Origin of the sequence: Solibacillus sp. FSL K6-1523 (assembly GCF_038005225.1) — a bacterium.
GTDB lineage: Bacteria > Bacillota > Bacilli > Bacillales_A > Planococcaceae > Solibacillus.
In genome coordinates, this window is sequence record NZ_JBBOSU010000001.1 from 372,842 (window position 1) to 391,313 (window position 18,472).

The window sequence follows — 18,472 nt, forward strand, 5'->3', positions numbered from 1 at the left end:
GTGATAAACTCAAGCCCCCACTTAAAAGCTTCATCTCAGTGGGGTATGTTGACTTTAACTTTTAATTCCACAATAAATTCATCCGTTTCATTTGGTGCATAATTCGTCGGCATGAAAATTTCATACACAATTGGAATGACAGATAATTTATTTTCTTCTATATAATGACGTAATTTTTGATATTGCTCTAAATAAGTGGGTGCAGTAAATTTAAAGGCAATGCAAATATAGCGTCCTTTAGGTGTTGTTTGGACATCCATTTCTGGGGTTAAATTTGTAATATAACGGTCGGTTAACAACGGTGTGAAAAGATGGTCATACATGATATCTTCAATTTTCTCGTAAGCTGCGTACTTATACATACAGCCATAACGACTGCTAATGGTCGTATTTTCAATTTCTAGCGTTTTAAGCAAAGAACTGTAATACGAATTAGGGATATAACTAGCATTTAGCCGTTCAGGTGCAATTGTTAAAATACGAAAAGCATCTTCCTCTTTTTCATATACTTCATTAAAAACAGTAATGGCGATTTGTTCCTGCATTTGTTTTTTTGATTTAAAAAGGCTCTGTTGAATTTCGACAAGGCGATTAATTTGTTCTTCAATAACAGATTCCTGTTGTTCCAAAAAAGTTAATAATTGCGCAGGGGTAAATTGCTGAGCCTCTTTAATTTTGTCCAAAGAAGTCCCAAGATACTTTAGTGATTTTATAATATCTAAATAATATAATTGCGAGTCTTTATAGTAGCGATAATTGGTCTTTCTATCGACATAGGAAGGCTTAAATAACCCAATTTGGTCGTAGTAACGCAATGTTTGAACGGAAATATTCGTTATTTTTGCAATTTCGCCAATAGAATAATGTTGTTCCATAGTTTACTCCTTATATGTTTTTCGTTTTTGTACCATAATGGATAATCAATAAAGAAAAGACATAACTCGGCTCGTCCTGAACCGTTGTTATGTCTTTCTATTCTAGCATTAGGATAGGATTTCTGTATTTTTTACGCTGCTACGTTGACTGCTTGAATATCCAACGAGTAAGATGACAAGCGCAAATGCGACAATGCTTCCTGCGAAAATAAGCGGTGCTTTGTACGAATTAAAATACGTTTCTAAGCGACCAGCAAGAAGGGGACCGATAATTTGTCCGAGCGCATAAAAAGTTGTGAGCATAGACACAACGTAGGCGCTCTGTTTTGGAAAGAGCTGTCGCCCGTAGCCCGTTGTCATCGTAACGAGCCCAACAAATGTGAAGCCGTATAAAAAGGCGGATAACAGGACACTCCAAACCGATTGTGAAAGCACCGGTAATAAAATACCAAGCACTTGTAGAGCATAGGCAATAACCATCATAGATATCGTAGAAAAGCGCGACATGAGATGCATCCATAATGGAGCAGATGGAATGGCAGCTAGTCCAACGATGACCCAGCTATAGCCAGCATACGCTCGTAACGGTTCAATATTATAAATAATATCAACTAAAAATGTGCCGGTAATAATATAGCCAAGCCCTTCCAACCCATAAGCGACGATAATCCACGGCATAAAACCACGCCAAATATTTGTATCATCCGATTTTGTAAGTCTTTCCCCATTTTGTACGTGGATATTGCGCCATAATAAAATGGTTGTGAGTAAAAACAAGAGGGATAAGATGCCGAGTCCGATCCACGTACCTTGCCAAGCAAATGAAGCTTCTATGAAAGGGACAAATAATCCGGAAATGGCAATGCCAAGACCAATTCCACTAAATACATAGCCACTCCAACGCGTTAATAAATTTGCTGCTAAATAATCCATGACAATACTCGAAGTCAGTACGAAAATAAAGCCGCCTGTTGCGCCTGCAATAAAGCGTAAAACAATCCAAATACCATAGGAATCTATCCAGCCCATTAATAAAATAGAAATGATATTGACGATGACATTGGCAATTACAAATTGCTTTTTATTCCGCAAAATAAAGCCAGCGCCTAATGCACCAACAAAATAACCGACATAGTTACTAGAAGCGAGCCAGCCCCCTTGTGAAAAGCTAAGCCCTTCATCCACTCGCATAAATGGCAAGATCGGTGTAAAAGCAAAGCGGCTAATGCCCATTGCAATGACCATAAATAAAATTCCCCCAAAAATAACCCCTGCATGTTGCCGGTTCATGAACATACCCCCTTAAAATTCATCTTCCCATTAATTTCTATTGTAACATTTCGAAATTTCAGATTAAAAGGGTTGTTTGAAAAATAAAAATAAAGTTCAACCAGCTTCGATTGAACTTTAATGGGAAAGTATTCGGAAATTAATTACCAAAAATTAGGCTTAACAATCATCAACCACAGTAAAATACTCATTAAAGCGATATATTTCCAAGTGGCACTTTTGATCATCGAAATAAACGTTTCTTTCACAAAGCCATCTGATTTGGCATAGGTCATAGCTGGTTTAAAGGCGCGTGCCATAAAAAATAAAGAAGCAAACATAACGACAAATGTAAGAATGACCCATGACGCTTTCCATGACCAGCCGCTCAACCAAATAAGTAACAGACCTGAGGGAACAACGACATGTCCACCATTTGCAATTGCTCGTAAAATGCCTTGTATCGATTGAATATAACCGCTAACTTGATCCGCAGTGGCATCGTTCATTCGTTTAAGTAAAGGGAAAATGGCGAATAAAGGACCCATTGAAACAATGGCGCTTAAAATATGTATATATAATGTAATTGTATAAAGCATTTAAATACCTCACAAATCATTAGAATTACTTTCATTCTAACATAAAGCAAATATACCTCGGCATACTGATGGCTGGAATTGGCTTATATTAACACCGCATGTTTGTCTAATTTCGTCACAACTGTGCGCTAACCAGCATCGTGCAGATAAAAAGGAAAATAAAAAAAGCAAGTCATGCATATGCATGACTTGCTCTTTCCTTTATGATAAATACCCCTTATGAATGAACTGGTGTTTTCTTATCCGCCATTGTTTCTTCACGTTCTTTTGCTTTTTGTTTTTTCAACTTATTAACATCAGAGCGTATTAATAATGAAATACCAAACGAGATGGCAATTAAGAAACTAAATACATAGAACACCGGTATATAGCTGTTTGTTGCTTCTTTAATAGCCGATACGATGATTGGTCCGAAAATACCACCAAGTGACCATGTCGTTAATAAATAACCATGAATGACACCAAGTTGCTTCGTACCAAATAAGTCACTCGCGAATGCCGGTAAGTTCGAGAAACCACCGCCGTAACAACTAACAACTAAGAAAATAAATAATTGGAAAATGATAACGTTTGTCGTGAATGGTAATGTTAAGAATGCGATTAATTGGATCGCAAAGAAAATAACGAATACGTTAGAACGTCCAATATAATCCGATGCAGCAGCCCAAATTAGGCGACCACCACCGTTAAATAATCCCATAAGACCTACCATTGTTGCAGCAGATGCTACAGACAACCCAACGATTTCTTGTGCCATTGGAGAAGCAACTGAAATCATCATTAGACCTGAAGTAACATTAATTAAGTGCATAGCCCAAAGCATCCAGAAATGTTTTGTGCGAACTGCTTCACGAGCAGACATTTGAGCAATTTCTTGTGATTTTGTATTTCCTGTTGCGACGAATTCTTCTACATCCCCTGGTTTTGGTGGTGCAATATAAAGTGCGCCTAAAATCATTAACGTAAAGTAACTAATCCCTAAAATGAAGTAAGTATTCGAAATACCAACAGCTTCCATTAAACTTACTGCTACAGGTGCAGTGATTAATGCACCTGATCCGAAACCTAGTACAGCCATACCTGTTGCTAAGCCACGTTTATTAGGGAACCATTTCACCAGTGTCGAGACTGGTGCGATATAACCAATCCCCATCCCTAATCCACTCAGTAGCCCGTATGTGAGCCAATATAAAACAACCGAGTCCATTGAGATAGCTAGTCCTGCTCCACCTTGACCTAATCCGAAAAGGACAGCAGCAACCATAGCAGCCTTTCGTGGACCTAATTTTTCTACGACTCCACCGAATAATGCTGCGGCGAAACCGGCTAATCCCATCATTATTGTAAACGCAATTGTTATTTGCGATGCTTCCCAACCTAATTCCGTTGCAATTGGATTTTTATACACACTGTATGCATAAGCGCCACCAATTGAAAGGTGAATGGCGATTGCAGATAAAGCAATAAGCCAGCGATTCTTTTTCATGATATTCCCCCTAATTCAAAAGAAAAATGCGATAGTGCAATAATTTTCTCTCTCAAGTAAATATGTCTAATCTATGAACGTCCATGACAATAATTTAACATCAAATTATTATGTTAGGCAAGTAAAATTTTTAAAAAAGTTATGTCGAAAAAACGTAAATATCTCTTTTTGCGTAAAAAAATTGTACTTGGCGAATAAATTTTATTGCTAGGTTACTTACTCGTAACGTTGATAAATCAACGTTTTCAGATATTTTGCAAGAAAGGGGAATAATTATGGAATAAAAAAAGGTGAAATTTGAAAATAAATCGAAGGTGAATAAAAATTCTGCTTGAATAATAAAAATAGCTAAGTTATCTGTTGTTTTTCTAATAATGGTTAATGTGGAATGTTGGAGTTATTACCTTTCCTACGATAATATAACAGTGACTGATACAGAATAAATTAGTTGTAAATAGTATTATGCATTGATATATCAGTGTATTAGGTGAGAAGTCAGAAAATTGATAACTGCCTTTGAGTCGTTTCTTTCATAAAATACAAACTGTTTATAACAGTTTTCATGAAATGATATTTTCGTTGTTTCGAGATGGAAAAATTGATTTCGCAGAGAATAGTTCAATTTATTCGAATGAAGGAAACTGATATTTTTATTTATGAAAAGTAAATTTACGTTCATAAAAGCAGCTTGAAAAGTGCAATGTGTAGGTTTGTATAAATATACGCTGTATTTAAGGCGCTTTTTTTCAAACGATTTGACGCATTGGGGAGAGTTCTATAAAGTCGAATTAACTTGTTTCAGCCAAAGTTTCCTACTTTAAGTGTGGAATGAATAGCAAATACGCAATTACACCGAGGTGTAATTGATCAAATAGAAAGAGGTAAAATAACAATGAGAGCTATTGATCCGAATGAATTAACAGAGCGAGATAATTATAAATTTTTAATTGGTTCAATCATTCCACGTCCGATTGCATTGATTACGTCAATGTCAGAGGATGGTGTTGTGAATGCAGCACCGTTCAGCTTTTTTAATATTGTTTCATCGAATCCTCCTATGATTTCAGTAAGCATTCAAAGGAAACAGGGGAAGATGAAAGATACAGCCCGTAATATAAAAGGAAATCAGCAATTTGTTGTACATATTGTAGATACTAACAATGTAGAAAAAGTAAATGGGACCGCAGCGAATTTAGCACCTGAGGAAAGTGAAGTCGAAAAAGTTGGGTTGACGTTGGTTGATAGTACTACAATTCGAGTGCCTGGTATTAAAGAAGCAAAAGTTCGAATTGAATGTGAGCTTGAAACGGCCTTAGAACTTGGTGGTGATGGAGAAAGTAAAGGCTGTGATTTAATCATTGGTAAAGTAACCCATTATCATATAGAAGAAAGTATTTATGAAGATGGACGGATTGATCCAATTGGACTAGCTGCCATTAGTCGTTTGGCAGGGAATGATTATGCTAAAATAGGGAAGCAGTTTACAATAGAGCGTCCACTTTAAAGGAGAATAAATTATGTTACAAATAAAAACAATCGAAATTTTTAATATTGAATTACCATTAATCGAGCCATTTATCGTTAGCTATGGTACGTATCCAAATATGCCATCGATCATTGTAAAAATGACGACGCAATGTGGACTAATTGGCTGGGGAGAAGCAGTTCCAGATGAGCATGTAACAGGTGAAACATTGGAAGGGACTTATGCAGTATTAAAGCATACATTAGCACCCGCAATGATTGGTGAAAATCCAATGAATTTTGAGGCGCTTCATACGAAAATGGACGCACTTATTTATAGTGCACCAGCAGCAAAAGCGGCGATTGATATTGCGTGCTTTGATCTTGTCGGCAAAAAGTTAAATGTACCTGCTTACCAATTAACAGGTGGTCGTTATCATGAAAAATTCCCAATTACGCATGTGTTAAGCATTGGCACACCTGAAAAAATGGCCAATGAAGCAGCAGAGCGTGTAGAAATGGGCTATGAGTCATTCAAAATGAAAGTTGGACGTGATGTGACAAGTGACGTTGCACGTATTCAAGCAGTTCGTGAACGTATTGGCAAGGATATTGCGATTCGTGTTGATGTCAACCAAGGTTGGGTCAACAGTTCGACAACGATGCAAGCGGTTCGTGAATTAGAGCGTCTAAATATTGATTGGCTAGAGCAACCTGTGCGCGCGGATGATATTGATGGCATGGTAGAAATTAAATCAAAAACATCAATCCCAATGATGATCGATGAAGGTTTACGTGGTTTCCGTGATATGCGTGAAATTATTGCGAAGCGTGCAGCGGATAAAGTGAATATTAAATTGATGAAATGTGGGGGCATTTATCCAGCGATGAAGCTTGCTCATATGGCTGAAATGGCAGGCATTGAATGTCAAATCGGTTCTATGGTTGAATCTTCTGTTGGTTCAGCAGCAGGGTTCCATGTAGCCTTTTCAAATAAAGCGTTTACGAGTGTGGAGCTAACAGGACCACTTAAGTTCTCAAAAGATATCGGTAATCTTCAATATGATGTACCGTTTATTCAGTTAAACGAAAAACCGGGCTTAGGCATTGAAGTAGATGAAACGATTTTAGCTGAATTAACGCGTGAAAAAGATGTGGTGCAGTAAATGATTGCCACAGGTTTTTTAGGTGAAGTACCATATGAAGTGCAATTGTTAACAGAAGCGCATATTCCGCAGTTGGAAGTATTGCAGCAAGAAGTTGTGGAGGCATTGCCGGATAAAGCGATTTTACAGCCGCTAGACGAGGGCGAGCTACGCAATATTTTACAAGGGAACGGCTTAATGATTGGTGTATTTGCGGAAGGTTCACTAATGGCCTTCCGTGCGTTGCTAAAGCCAGGGATGGATGAGGAGCACTTGGGACTGGATGTAGGTTTGACGACATATGCGCAGTTGCAACAAGTGCTTTATCAAGAAATTTCAAATGTGCATCCACAATTTCGTGGATACGGCTTGCAGCGAACGATGGCGGATATTATTATGCAGCAAGTGGATACGAATGAATTTAGCGTCATTTGTGCGACGGTCATGCCATTTAATATCGCGAGCTTAAAGGATAAATTTTCGCAAGGAATGCATGTTGCGGCTTTAAAGTATAAATACGGTGGGAAGTTACGCTATGTATTTGCGAAATTTTTAAATGAGGAAATAAGAAATTTCGCAAGTGAGACGGAACTTTCAATGGCGGATACAGAAGGTCAGCAAAAGTTACTAAAGGAAGGCTATATCGGTATTTCAATGCGTCAAAATGAGTCTGAGTGGTTCGTAAAATATGTGAAGTAACAGCAAAAAGGATGAGGCGCGTAATTTTAAACGTTTGCCACATCCTTTATTGTTTTTTAGATTCCATGAAATTTGTAAGCTCCCTATTAAATATCGTTGTCACCGAAACTGTCTAAATCAAAGAAGTCCTGATCATCCTCATACAAGTAAGATACATCATTTTCATCACAGTCTAAATAAGTGTAGTTTGTCATTCGTATCATCTCCTTTTTCTAATAATACAATATTCTGAATGTTTTTAAAAGTGTTTTATGCTGAGTGAAATGGAAGAGGGAAACATCGAAAGCGCTTTAAATGCGAGTAATGCTGTATTGGCTGCGCTTTCGGATTTTTAAAATTTAATTTGAAAAAACACAGAAGTAATATTCTCATTTGAAACCAATTCAAAAACTGAATCGTATTGAGTAGAAAGTAGTGTGGGGGGGTCTTTAATTATGAATGAAAAAAAGCCATTTAACGATGTAGGCGAGCATTATCAAAAGCATGTTGGCGGAATTCCTAGTAATGCGGATTTGAAGAAAATGCCGAAGATGATTCGCCTCATTGGATACTTCCTGATTGGTTGTGCTGCAATCTTTATTGTACTCTTTCTATTTGGCTGGCTCATAAGTTAACGGACATAAACAATCTTAAAATTGAATGAAATCTACTATTCTACCTAATCAAAAGCATCTCGAAAAATGTGTGCATATTTTTGTACCTTTTTAAGAGGTGTTTTTTTGTAATTTTTATCAGAAGGGAATTAATGTATAATTAAAAGTGGGAATATTCTTACATATAAACTATTTAAGAATAAGTTGATTAATGAATGAAGCTAGAAATCGAGGGGGAAGGAAATGATTCGCGCATTTAAAATCGGACTCATGATTGAGCTAACGAACCGAAAAAATTTGTTCTCCATACTAATTGTTATGTGTATCGTTTTTGGCTGTATGTTTTACATGAAGTCACAAGCAATTGGGGATGGTGTTGTTGAAAAAAGGGCAGATTTTTATTCTGCTCAGGCAGCGCTCTCCAAATTCCAAGTGGTTGATGCTTCTGAAAAAGGTGACGGCAGCGATTTGTATAAAAATTTAAATCAACAAAAAAGTGCGGTTGCCTTGCAAATTGCTACATTAAAATTCGAACAACCACCGCTCTATTTTGAAACATCTTTACGAATTGCTAATTTGCGTGAAAAAGCATTTGATTTAGAAGAGTATGAGAAAGTAGCGGAATTATATCCATCGCGTATAAAAAATGCGATGGACCAATTGTATTATACCTTTTTAGTGGAAAGTGGCAGTGAAAGCATGCAAGAGCCACTACACTACTTTCCGTTTTTATTATACTTCTTTAGTATGATAGGGGCTTGGTGGTATGTATTTGTCAGCTTTTATACGAGCTCGATTTTATTGGATGACTTTGACCATTCAAGTTTAATAAAAGGCTTTCCGATTCGTTTTGATCAGTATATATTCACGAAATGTATTACGGCCTTTTTGTATGTATTATCATTTATCGCTGTCATATTTATTTGTGCGCTGCCATTATTACGAAATGGACAAGGGGATGTGCGCTATCCAGTTGCTATTTATAATGGGGAACCCACACTTTATACGACCCTTCAATACATAGGGATAGGGATTTTTTATATGCTACTTATTTCAATTTTCATCATGTTATTTTCAATTATATTAAATGTATTACTAAAAAATATGTATTTAACTTTATTTGTTCATGTCATCTTATTTTTCCTACCGACAATGTTTCCGCCACTGATTCAATATATGCCGTATAATCCATTCCACTATATGAATTTTAATGAAGTGCTGAGTGGTGTTCCACTTGAGCTTGCTGTTCCCGTTGATATTACGATGAATGTAGGGGTGCTCGTAATTAGCATTAGTATAGGCATCATGCTGTTTGTTATTAAGACATTCTTTTCAACTGGAAAAATTACAAGGGCATAGGAGGGACTGCAAATGTGGCGGTATTTTAAGTTTGAATGGGTACAGTTTTTTACAAATAAAAAAAATCTAGCAATTTACTGTTTACTGTTATTCGCCGTTATTTTTTATTCATTTAAAGTTGCACCTGCCTATGATCCAATCGAAAAGGTAGATGAGGATGAAATTGAAGCACGCTATTTAACGAGAGCGACATTTCTTCAGGATATGGCGATGAAAGATTTAACGGGCTCGCATCCTTCTGTATTTATGGCGATAGAAATTTTTAATTATGTTAATCCGTATGATCAAAAGCGGCTCGATGCGTTGGAGCGTAAGGATTTGAGTACTTATGCTGAAGCGACGAGTGGGTGGTATGACATTACAAATAGCTTTACCTATCAAAATGATTCGTTCTTTTACAATCCTCGTTACTACACATATGGTAGCCAATATGCTGAGGACGATGCGTTTTATGCCTATTTCGAAAATGCCAAACGCTACGAATTTTTTGCGAAAGCAGATTATAACTTATCGATTGCCTTGTTTGAGCAAAGGACAGCATTGCAAACGTTGGAAAGGTTATTAAAAGGTCCGCTCCCACTTATTTTAATCGCATGTGCGCTCTTGCTAGCCATTGACATTGTGACGAAGGATCGACGTAATCCAACAATTTTACGTGGTTTTCCTATTGCAGACTGGAAAAAACTCTTTGTGAAAGGTTTTGTTGCCTTATTAGGGGGAGTGGCATTATTCATCCCTATTTTAGTAGGAATTATAATTATTGGGTTGCAAAGTGGTTTTGGTCATTTTGCAATACCGGTACCGTACTATACGGCGAACATGAATTGGATGCAAGAAGGGCTACTAGATGTGATGAGCCTCGGTATGTTTTTCACGCAATGCTTCCTACTAATCATGATGTGGTTTATTGTCATGATTGCGGTTGTCTTATTAAGCAGTGTGGTGTTCCGCAATGAACTGGTGAATTTGGCGATTGGGTTGCTTATTATATTTGGCGAGAATTTTTACTTTAACCGCGGAGTAGGTTTTTTCTGGTCTGTGGAAAACTATCCGACTTCCTATATACAGGTGGGGCAAATTGTTTCGAAAATCCGTAATTATTACTATATGACAGATCAATTAACGGTGGATTTCGGTTTACTGTTGCTCTTTATTTCCACTGTTGTTTTATTGATTTTGATGATGGCGATTGCATTAAATAAACGTTTTAAAATGGTCAAATAGGGGGGATTACAGTTGATTGAACTTCAAAATATAACGGTGGAATTTGCCGGTAAAAAGGTACTAAATGATATTAGTATCACTTTTCAGCAAGGTGAGATGATTGGGCTTGTCGCACCAAATGGCACTGGAAAATCGACTTTAATGAACGTCTTGATGAATTATTTAAAGGCGAACCGTGGCAGCTTGACGTTTAAAGATGGGCTAAACTATTCTAGTAAATCAAAAGAAGTGAAAATTCATCAATTCGTTTCGATGATGCCAGACCAAAGTGATTTATACAATCATTTGAGTGGGCGCGATCATTTAAAAATGTTTGCGACAATGTGGAAATCGGATAAGAAGTTGATTGATGAAACGATTGAAGCGCTTAATATGGGACATTATGTGAATAAAAAAACGGGTACTTACTCACTCGGTATGCGCCAACGTCTTTGTTTTGCTATGCAAATTGTTTCGAATACGGAAATAATGTTGATGGATGAGGTAATGAACGGTCTTGATCCGAATAATGTGGAAGTTATTTCCCGTATACTCATGAAGAAAAAAGAAGAGGGGAAAATGATCATTATTGCCTCGCATTTACTCGATAATTTAGAGAAGTATGCAGATCGTATCTTCTTATTTAAAGAAGGCAAACTTGTAGATGCTGATGAAATTGTTGCAACGTTTAGTGACTCAGCATTAACGACGTTGCGTGTAAAAAATATGCCGGAGCATGTAAAGCAAGCACTTCTTCAAAAGTACCCAGCATTATCAGCACAAACATTAGTGAATGGGATGACGCTCGTTTCACTTGGCGCACAAGGTCAAGATACGCTAAGCGACATAACCGCTTTTCTTGTAGAAAGTAATTTACCAGAGTTTATATTTGGCAACGTGACATTAAATGATTTGTATGCGATGTATTATCATGAGGTTGTTTGAAAATCTTTATATCGAGCTGGATTGGATTATTGAAATACGTCCAAAATATATTAAAGACAATTCTTTCCCTTCGCATTATGATTAGTGTGGAGGGATTTATTTGGGGAAAATCGATAAAATTATAAATAATGCATGGTTTGTTAGTTTGGTAGCAGGGATTATCATTTATTTTCATTACGACGTTTTACTAAAATGTTAAATTTAACCTCAATTTTATCCCAACTCTAAATTTCTCCACAAAAAAACACCCTCACCAGTAAAGGAAAGGGTGCCCATAAACCATTGCTGGTATGCGCTTTATGTATTAGAGCCACATTGCCGTAGTTTATTATAGAAAGTTTTAAACCACCACTCCTCAAAGTGGGTGTTCGCAAAAGTATTCCTGTCTATCCCAAGTTAAAAACCTGGGCGCGCCATTCGTACTTCGATGTAAAACTCCCTGTATAAGCATAAAGGTTAAAACTTAATATTCGTACGTACAACGTAGCCTTATTGTTATAATATCTTAACTTATTTAGATGTGCAACAAAGCTTGTTTTAAGAAAAAAGTCAACTAATTTGCGGGCAGAAATTATGTTAATTGATGTCGGATATTGTTAGAATTTACTGCGGCTAAAAGGGGATGGAATATTTTCCTTCAAAATAAATCAGTGCGTAACCTTTTCTTCAATCACTTCATTTCATTTCACCACATATAGATAAGGAATTTTAACTGAACGAAAACAAAAAAAGCCTTCCTCGTCTAATTGGGAAGCCTTCTGGTGTTAATCTTTATGATTTTGTAAAATTTGATTTGTAAGCTGAGCTATGTCAATTGTCGTTTTTTCCGCGATGACGTCTGCTAATATTTCGTTTTTGAAATAAAGTACGCTCACATGAAGTGGTATTTGAAGCAGTTTAGTAAGAGCGGTTTGGTACATATTGACAAATTCACGGTCAGTATTTCCGTGCTTTAGTTCGGCAAAGGATTCATAAAATTGATCGAGCTTATCGGCAAATTCGAGTAGGCGACCTTCAATTGTTGCATCTTTACCTTCTTTCATACGGGCAAAAAAAACATCTTGTAAATCGGGTGGAATTTCTTCGGATATAAACTTTTCCATCATTTTTTCTTCTACATGTGCGAGCATTTGCTTTAACTCGAGGCTCGCATGTTTGACTGGTGTTTTAATATCCCCGATAAAAACTTCGGCGAAATCGTGATTGATTGTTTTTTCATATAAAGATTTCCAATCAATGGAATTACCTGCACGTTCTTCAAGTGTGGCAAAAAACATGGCATATTGCGAAACTTTCCAAGAATGAGCTGCGACATTGTGTTCTTCATACTTAAAGCGCCCTGGGCAACGAATGATGCGTTCTAAATCATTTAAGCTTGTAAAAAATGCATGAATTCCTATAAAAATCACTCCTCTTCATTAAAATCACTTAGATTGTAATACTTATATTACCCGAAAAAAAGCATTTTAAAGCATCTTAAGAAATACTTAATATGCGCTTTACAATTTGCTATAAAAAATCTGTATAAAGTAATTAGACATCCTATTTTATGCGAAAAATTTTATTAAGTGTTTAAAAAAGACGCCCAGATGAATGAGCGCCTTTACATTGTTAATTATGCTTGAATGTCGATGACTTGCCCTTTGTAAGGGTGAGCTGCGGCTGTTTGCTGTGGTAGTTCTTCCATCATTTCGATTACGCCAGCAGCGCCATTGTTCATTGACTTGTCTAGGATGCTCATTTGCAGTGTTTGTTGAAGTGAAGCAAGTTGAGCAGACATCATAGAATTAATATCCAAAAGTATCCTCTCCTTTCATTATTATATCGTCAAAATGAGGGGGGATTAGAGTTTTATCTTTATGATGTTTATTACGAATAATGGAATAAAATCACCTTTTCCTGGTGACGCTAATAGCGAGGAGGTGAAGTATGAGACAATTACTTATAATCGTGCCACTATTTTTGTTGTTAGGTGGGTGTAATTTATTTCAATCAAAAAGCGTTCCAGTAAGTGCGCCAGAAACATTAACTGCCAAAGCGCTTATGTACAATACAAAGGAAGAATTTATCGGTGAGGTAATTTTCCAAGAGACGGATAAAGGTGTGGAACTATCGGCTATATTAAATAGTTTGCCGCCGGGTGAACATGGTATTCATATTCATGAAGTTGGAAAATGTGAGGCACCTACTTTTGAGTCAGCAGGCGCTCATTATAATCCGACAAACAAAAAGCATGGTGTGGAAAATCCACTTGGTCCACATGTAGGTGATTTACCAAATTTAATTGTCGATGAAAATGGTGAAGTCCAATTAAATTTCATTGCGCCACAATTTACATTGAAAAAGGGAGAAGCGAATTCTTTATTTGATGCGGATGGTAGCTCAGTTGTTATTCATGAAAAGGAAGATGATTATAAAACAGATCCATCAGGAAATTCAGGTGCGCGAATTGCTTGTGGTGTTATTCAGTAAAACTGTGTCCGTGTTTTGGATGCAGTTTTTTGTTTTTATACATTGGAAGTAAGGATTGTTTATTTAGGTCGCACAGAGTGTCTGAAATATTAATTTATTCATTTCTTATGCATTGAATCCCCACCTTTATCCACAACATACTATTTCCTTAGTTTTACGGTTAGTTAATATTGATTTTTACTAGTTTATTAGTGCGTTTTCAAGGATATTTTAAATTGTTAATATAAACGATATCTTTAAAATTGTTTGACTTTTAAATAATTATGTATGTAAAATAGACTAGAGTTGTAAAAAAAGGGGGATTTAACATGTTTAAAAAGAATAAACTATTATTTCTAACAATGGTAAGTATTTTACTATTAGTGTTAGCAGCTTGTAGTAGTGATGAAGATTCAGGTAAAAATACAGACAAAGATACAGAGAAACCTGCTGATTCAACTGCTGATACAGATGCAGGTTCAACAGGCGAATTAGATTTTGAAGGTCAAAAATATTTAAGTATTTTAACGGGTGGTACACAAGGTACATACTACCCATTAGGTGGTACATTTGCGGATTTAATCACGTCTGATACAGGCGTTAAAACAACTGCTGAAGTTTCTCAAGCTTCTGCGGCAAATATGACAGCATTACAAAATGGCGAAGGTGACGTAGCTTTCGTTCAAACAGATATCGCTTATTATGGAACAAACGGAACATTAATGTTTGAAGGTCAAACAATTGATAATGTTTCAGCATTAGGGGCATTATATCCAGAAACAGTTCAGCTTGTAACATTAACTGATTCAGGTATTAAAACGTTTGCAGATTTAAAAGGTAAAAAAGTTTCAGTAGGTGCTCCTGGTTCAGGAACTTACGCAAACGCTGAGCAATTATTAGAAATTCACGGTTTAACAATGGACGATATTAAAGCACAAAATTTAGATTTCGGTGAATCAACAGACGGAATCCAATCAGGTCAAATTGATGCAGCGTTCATCACTGCAGGTTACCCAACAGGTGCGGTAGAAGCACTTAATGCAACAAAGGGCGTTCACATTGTGCCAGTTGAATCAGACAAAGCAGCTGAACTTATTGCTAAATATCCATACTATGCAGTGGATGCAATTCCTGCAGGTACGTATGGTTTAGAAACAGAAGTTCCAGCTGTATCAGTAGGTGCAATGCTAGCAGTTAGCAAGGATCTGTCAGAGGATTTAGTTTATGCGATGACAAAAGCAATCTATGATAATACAGGTAAAATTGGTCATGCAAAAGGTGAATTCATTAAAGCTGAAACAGGCTTAGATGGAATCGGTATTGAAGTTCACCCAGGTGCTCAAAAGTATTTTGATGAAGTGAACAAGTAACACAAAGCAAGGGGCTCTGTTGCGATAAATGCTTCAGAGTCCTTTTTTGATGGTGAGTGTTTATGAAAAAATGGTTTGTTGTAAGTGTTTTTTTTATATTTTGTGTGGCTGCGAGTTTCATTCCGTTTCAAAGGGCGCTAGTTTTTACGGAAACAAGGAATGAGCAACCTAATGTAAACTACGTATTACTGGATTCAGCAAACGATTTTCAAATAGTGTTTACCCATTCGATTCACCTATCGGATGTCATCGAAAGTTATCGGGCTTTAACATCTAATGAATTGCAACTAGTATCGATGGAATATTCAGATGTTGCAATCGGCATGCCGGGTTATGCTGAAAAAGGGCAAACGCTTACATATGAAGATGGTGTGTATACATTGCGTTATGATCATGCGAAGTTGCCTAATTTTACGCTTCATATTGGTTCGGTTCAACATAAGCTAATACTCCGCTATGGTGATGAAGAATATGATTTGAAAGATAATCTGAAAAAAGGGAAATCCTATTTTGTTGAAGTAAGGAAACTATCATTCTATGAAAAAATGAAAGGTGTGAAATTGAATGACAAAAAAGAATGAACAAATTGAAGATAACCAATTTGAACAATTATCCGCTGAAGACCAGCAAGCGTTATTAGAAAAATATGATATTGAATCGAATACACGTAATGTTAATGGAATAATGAAAAAGATTATTTATGTAGGGTTATTACTATTCTCTCTATTCCAAGTTTACACGGCTGTTTTCGGTGTATTTCCAGCGCAAATTCAACGAACAATCCATTTAGGTTTCGGTTTAACCTTTATCTTTTTACTATTTCCAGCAGTTCGTAAAACGAAAAAGGACACGATTCCGTTTTACGATTATATTTTAGCCCTTTTATCAATCGTAGTTGGTTCATATTGGGTAATTAACTATGACCGTCTTGTACAAAGTTTAGGAAGAATGGAAACAATGGACTTTTACATCGGGCTTATTGCGACAATCTTAGTTTTAGAAGCAGCAAGGCGTGCGGTAGGGTTACCGATTACGATCATTGCAAGCTTATTCCTGCTATATGCTTATTTTGGTCCATATATGCCTGAATTCATGGCACACCGTGGTCAAAGTGTAGACAATATTGTTAACTTAATGTTCTATTCAACGGATGGTATTTTAGGGACGCCAATTAGTGTATCCGCTACATTTATTTTTGTGTTCTTATTATTCGGTGCTTTCTTAGTAAAGACAGGGGTAGGACAATATTTTAATGATTTAGCCGTTGCATTAGCGGGTAAATTAATCGGTGGTCCTGCTAAAGTAGCCATCTTCTCTTCAGCATTACAAGGAACGATTTCAGGGAGTTCGGTTGCAAACGTTGTAACTTCAGGATCTTATACGATTCCGATGATGAAAAAGCTTGGTTATAAAAAGGAGTTTGCTGGTGCAGTTGAAGCCGCAGCATCAACTGGTGGTCAATTAATGCCACCAATTATGGGTGCCGCAGCCTTCTTAATGGTAGAGTTTATTGGCCGTGGTATTACGTACTGGGATATTGCAAAAGCTGCAGCAATTCCTGCGCTACTTTACTTTACGGGTATTTGGATTATGACGCATTTTGAAGCAAAACGTTTAGGCTTACGTGGATTATCAGATGAGGAATTACCGAATCGTAAAGCAGTATTGATGAAAATTTATTTATTAATTCCGATCATATTAATTATTGTATTAATGTTAGCTGGTGTACCTGTAATGCATGCCGCTTTATACGGAATTTTAGCTTCAATTCTAGTAGGTATGTTTAATAAGGATACGCGTTTAGGCTTTGCAGACATTTTAGATGCATTAGTAGATGGTGCAAAAACAGCATTAGGCGTAGTTGCAGCGACTGCATGTGCCGGGATTATTGTTGGGGTAGTTGTAAAAACAGGTCTTGGATTATCACTTGCAAATAGCTTAGTTAAATTAGCTGGAGGCAGCATTTTATTAACATTATTCTTCGTAATGATTGCGTCACTTATTTTAGGAATGGGTGCACCGACAACAGCGAACTATGTTATTACATCAACGATTGCAGCACCTGCGATTGTTGCTTTATTAGCACCGGATGTACCGCAAAGTGCTGTGCCAATCGTCGTGTTATTATCTGCACACTTCTTCGTATTCTATTTTGGGATTATTGCAGATATTACACCGCCTGTTGCACTCGCCGCCTTTGCAGCTTCTGGAATATCAGGTGGAGATCCAATCAAAACAGGTGTCAACTCTGCTAAGTTAGCAATTGCGGCATTTATTATTCCGTATATGATTGTATTCTCGCCAGCGTTGCTAATGATTGACGTAACGATGTTAGAAATTATTTGGGTAGTATTTACTGCAATTATGGGTATGATTGCAATCGGTGCTGGGGTTATTGGATTCTGGTACCGAAAGTTAATGATAGTGGAACGATTGGTTGTCATTGCGGCCGGATTAGCGATGGTTTATCCGGAATCATTATCAGATATGATTGGTCTAGTTGTATTCATCGCAATGTGGGCATTACAAATCTTCTCAAAGAATAAAGAAAACGGATCAAAAGTAGCCGTTTCTTAAAATGTATGTTGAGTCAAAAAAGTCGATTTTCGGGTTATACCGAGAACGGCTTTTTTATTTCCATTCAATATCATTGAAATGATTAATCTCTTTTTGAGATAGGTTATATACTTATTATGCATGAGTATTATTTTTTAGTTGCGAATGCGTAGAAACGTGTGTAATAATTAAAATACTAAAAATTCAGAAAACTAGGAGTGATTGAAATGATGAACCATTTAAAGTCATTGTTAGCTACTTATTTATTGGATGAAGAACAAGACGTAGAAGTTGTAGAGCATACCGAAACACAGGCAGTTGAGCAATATGAACAGTATCCAGCAGGCTTTTTTTCAAGTTTATAATGGCTAGAACTATCTATTTGCGAAGTGCGATGGATAGTTCTTTTTTTATGGAAATTCAAACGGTTTAGGCGCCTATTATTAATAATTTTATAA

At 36.6% G+C, this 18,472-nt stretch carries 18 protein-coding genes and 1 other RNA gene; 12 read left to right on the forward strand and 7 right to left on the reverse strand.

Annotated features, from left to right (window positions below; translation table 11 throughout):
• Positions 1-35 precede the first annotated feature (35 nt).
• From MHI10_RS01820 to MHI10_RS01835, 4 genes are all read right to left on the reverse strand, one after another.
• Positions 36-875 (reverse strand): MerR family transcriptional regulator, encoded by an 840-nt coding sequence (locus MHI10_RS01820; RefSeq protein WP_340782404.1) that lies wholly within the window; start codon positions 873-875, stop codon positions 36-38.
• 108 nt (positions 876-983) lie between these two features.
• The gene (locus tag MHI10_RS01825) at positions 984-2,165 is read right to left on the reverse strand and encodes a YbfB/YjiJ family MFS transporter (protein WP_340782405.1); all 1,182 of its coding nucleotides are present in this window, start codon (positions 2,163-2,165) and stop codon (positions 984-986) included.
• Positions 2,166-2,308: 143 nt separating this feature from the next.
• Entirely contained in the window at positions 2,309-2,743 is a 435-nt protein-coding gene (locus MHI10_RS01830) for a hypothetical protein (protein ID WP_340782407.1), read from the reverse strand.
• A gap of 217 nt (positions 2,744-2,960) precedes the next feature.
• On the reverse strand, positions 2,961-4,229 hold the full coding sequence (locus MHI10_RS01835; protein ID WP_340782408.1) for an L-lactate MFS transporter: 1,269 nt from the start codon (positions 4,227-4,229) through the stop codon (positions 2,961-2,963).
• A gap of 892 nt (positions 4,230-5,121) precedes the next feature.
• On the opposite strand from MHI10_RS01835, the gene MHI10_RS01840 reads away from it, so the two are divergent.
• The 7 genes from MHI10_RS01840 to MHI10_RS01870 all read left to right on the forward strand — a co-directional run bounded on the left by MHI10_RS01840 (position 5,122) and on the right by MHI10_RS01870 (position 11,637).
• Positions 5,122-5,733, forward strand: coding sequence for a flavin reductase family protein (locus MHI10_RS01840; RefSeq protein ID WP_340782409.1), 612 nt, complete (start codon positions 5,122-5,124; stop codon positions 5,731-5,733).
• Positions 5,734-5,746: 13 nt separating this feature from the next.
• Positions 5,747-6,859 carry a mandelate racemase/muconate lactonizing enzyme family protein gene (locus MHI10_RS01845; RefSeq protein ID WP_340782411.1) on the forward strand — a complete coding sequence of 371 codons (1,113 nt, stop codon included), beginning with the start codon at positions 5,747-5,749 and terminating at the stop codon, positions 6,857-6,859.
• Entirely contained in the window at positions 6,860-7,537 is a 678-nt protein-coding gene (locus MHI10_RS01850) for a GNAT family N-acetyltransferase (RefSeq protein WP_340782412.1), read from the forward strand. It begins immediately after the preceding gene.
• A gap of 434 nt (positions 7,538-7,971) precedes the next feature.
• On the forward strand, positions 7,972-8,151 hold the full coding sequence (locus MHI10_RS01855; protein WP_340782413.1) for an amino acid transporter: 180 nt from the start codon (positions 7,972-7,974) through the stop codon (positions 8,149-8,151).
• A 222-nt stretch (positions 8,152-8,373) separates the two neighbouring features.
• Entirely contained in the window at positions 8,374-9,489 is a 1,116-nt protein-coding gene (locus MHI10_RS01860; protein WP_340782414.1) for an ABC transporter, read from the forward strand.
• A 12-nt stretch (positions 9,490-9,501) separates the two neighbouring features.
• Complete coding sequence (locus tag MHI10_RS01865; RefSeq protein WP_340782415.1) at positions 9,502-10,713, forward strand: ABC transporter permease; 1,212 nt, start codon at positions 9,502-9,504, stop codon at positions 10,711-10,713.
• Positions 10,714-10,725: 12 nt separating this feature from the next.
• A complete protein-coding gene (locus MHI10_RS01870) occupies positions 10,726-11,637 on the forward strand; it encodes an ABC transporter ATP-binding protein (protein ID WP_340782416.1) in 912 nt (303 codons plus the stop codon).
• A 303-nt stretch (positions 11,638-11,940) separates the two neighbouring features.
• On the opposite strand, the gene ssrS is transcribed toward MHI10_RS01870, so the two are convergent.
• From ssrS to MHI10_RS01885, 3 genes are all read right to left on the reverse strand, one after another.
• A non-coding RNA gene (gene ssrS, locus MHI10_RS01875) (6S RNA) lies at positions 11,941-12,130 on the reverse strand.
• A gap of 271 nt (positions 12,131-12,401) precedes the next feature.
• Entirely contained in the window at positions 12,402-13,046 is a 645-nt protein-coding gene (locus MHI10_RS01880) for a YfbR-like 5'-deoxynucleotidase (RefSeq protein ID WP_340782418.1), read from the reverse strand.
• A gap of 206 nt (positions 13,047-13,252) precedes the next feature.
• Positions 13,253-13,435: a putative motility protein gene (locus tag MHI10_RS01885; RefSeq protein ID WP_340782421.1), complete on the reverse strand. Its 183-nt coding sequence runs from the start codon at positions 13,433-13,435 to the stop codon at positions 13,253-13,255.
• A 131-nt stretch (positions 13,436-13,566) separates the two neighbouring features.
• On the opposite strand from MHI10_RS01885, the gene MHI10_RS01890 reads away from it, so the two are divergent.
• The 5 genes from MHI10_RS01890 to MHI10_RS01910 all read left to right on the forward strand — a co-directional run bounded on the left by MHI10_RS01890 (position 13,567) and on the right by MHI10_RS01910 (position 18,379).
• Positions 13,567-14,109 (forward strand): superoxide dismutase family protein, encoded by a 543-nt coding sequence (locus MHI10_RS01890; RefSeq protein WP_340782423.1) that lies wholly within the window; start codon positions 13,567-13,569, stop codon positions 14,107-14,109.
• A 308-nt stretch (positions 14,110-14,417) separates the two neighbouring features.
• Complete coding sequence (locus MHI10_RS01895; protein WP_340782424.1) at positions 14,418-15,458, forward strand: TAXI family TRAP transporter solute-binding subunit; 1,041 nt, start codon at positions 14,418-14,420, stop codon at positions 15,456-15,458.
• Positions 15,459-15,520: 62 nt separating this feature from the next.
• Positions 15,521-16,039 (forward strand): DUF1850 domain-containing protein, encoded by a 519-nt coding sequence (locus MHI10_RS01900; RefSeq protein ID WP_340782425.1) that lies wholly within the window; start codon positions 15,521-15,523, stop codon positions 16,037-16,039.
• Entirely contained in the window at positions 16,023-18,035 is a 2,013-nt protein-coding gene (locus MHI10_RS01905; RefSeq protein ID WP_340782427.1) for a TRAP transporter permease, read from the forward strand. The genes MHI10_RS01900 and MHI10_RS01905 overlap by 17 nt, the downstream gene beginning before the upstream one ends.
• Positions 18,036-18,241: 206 nt before the next feature.
• Positions 18,242-18,379: a hypothetical protein gene (locus tag MHI10_RS01910; protein WP_340782428.1), complete on the forward strand. Its 138-nt coding sequence runs from the start codon at positions 18,242-18,244 to the stop codon at positions 18,377-18,379.
• The last annotated feature ends 93 nt before the right edge of the window (positions 18,380-18,472 follow it).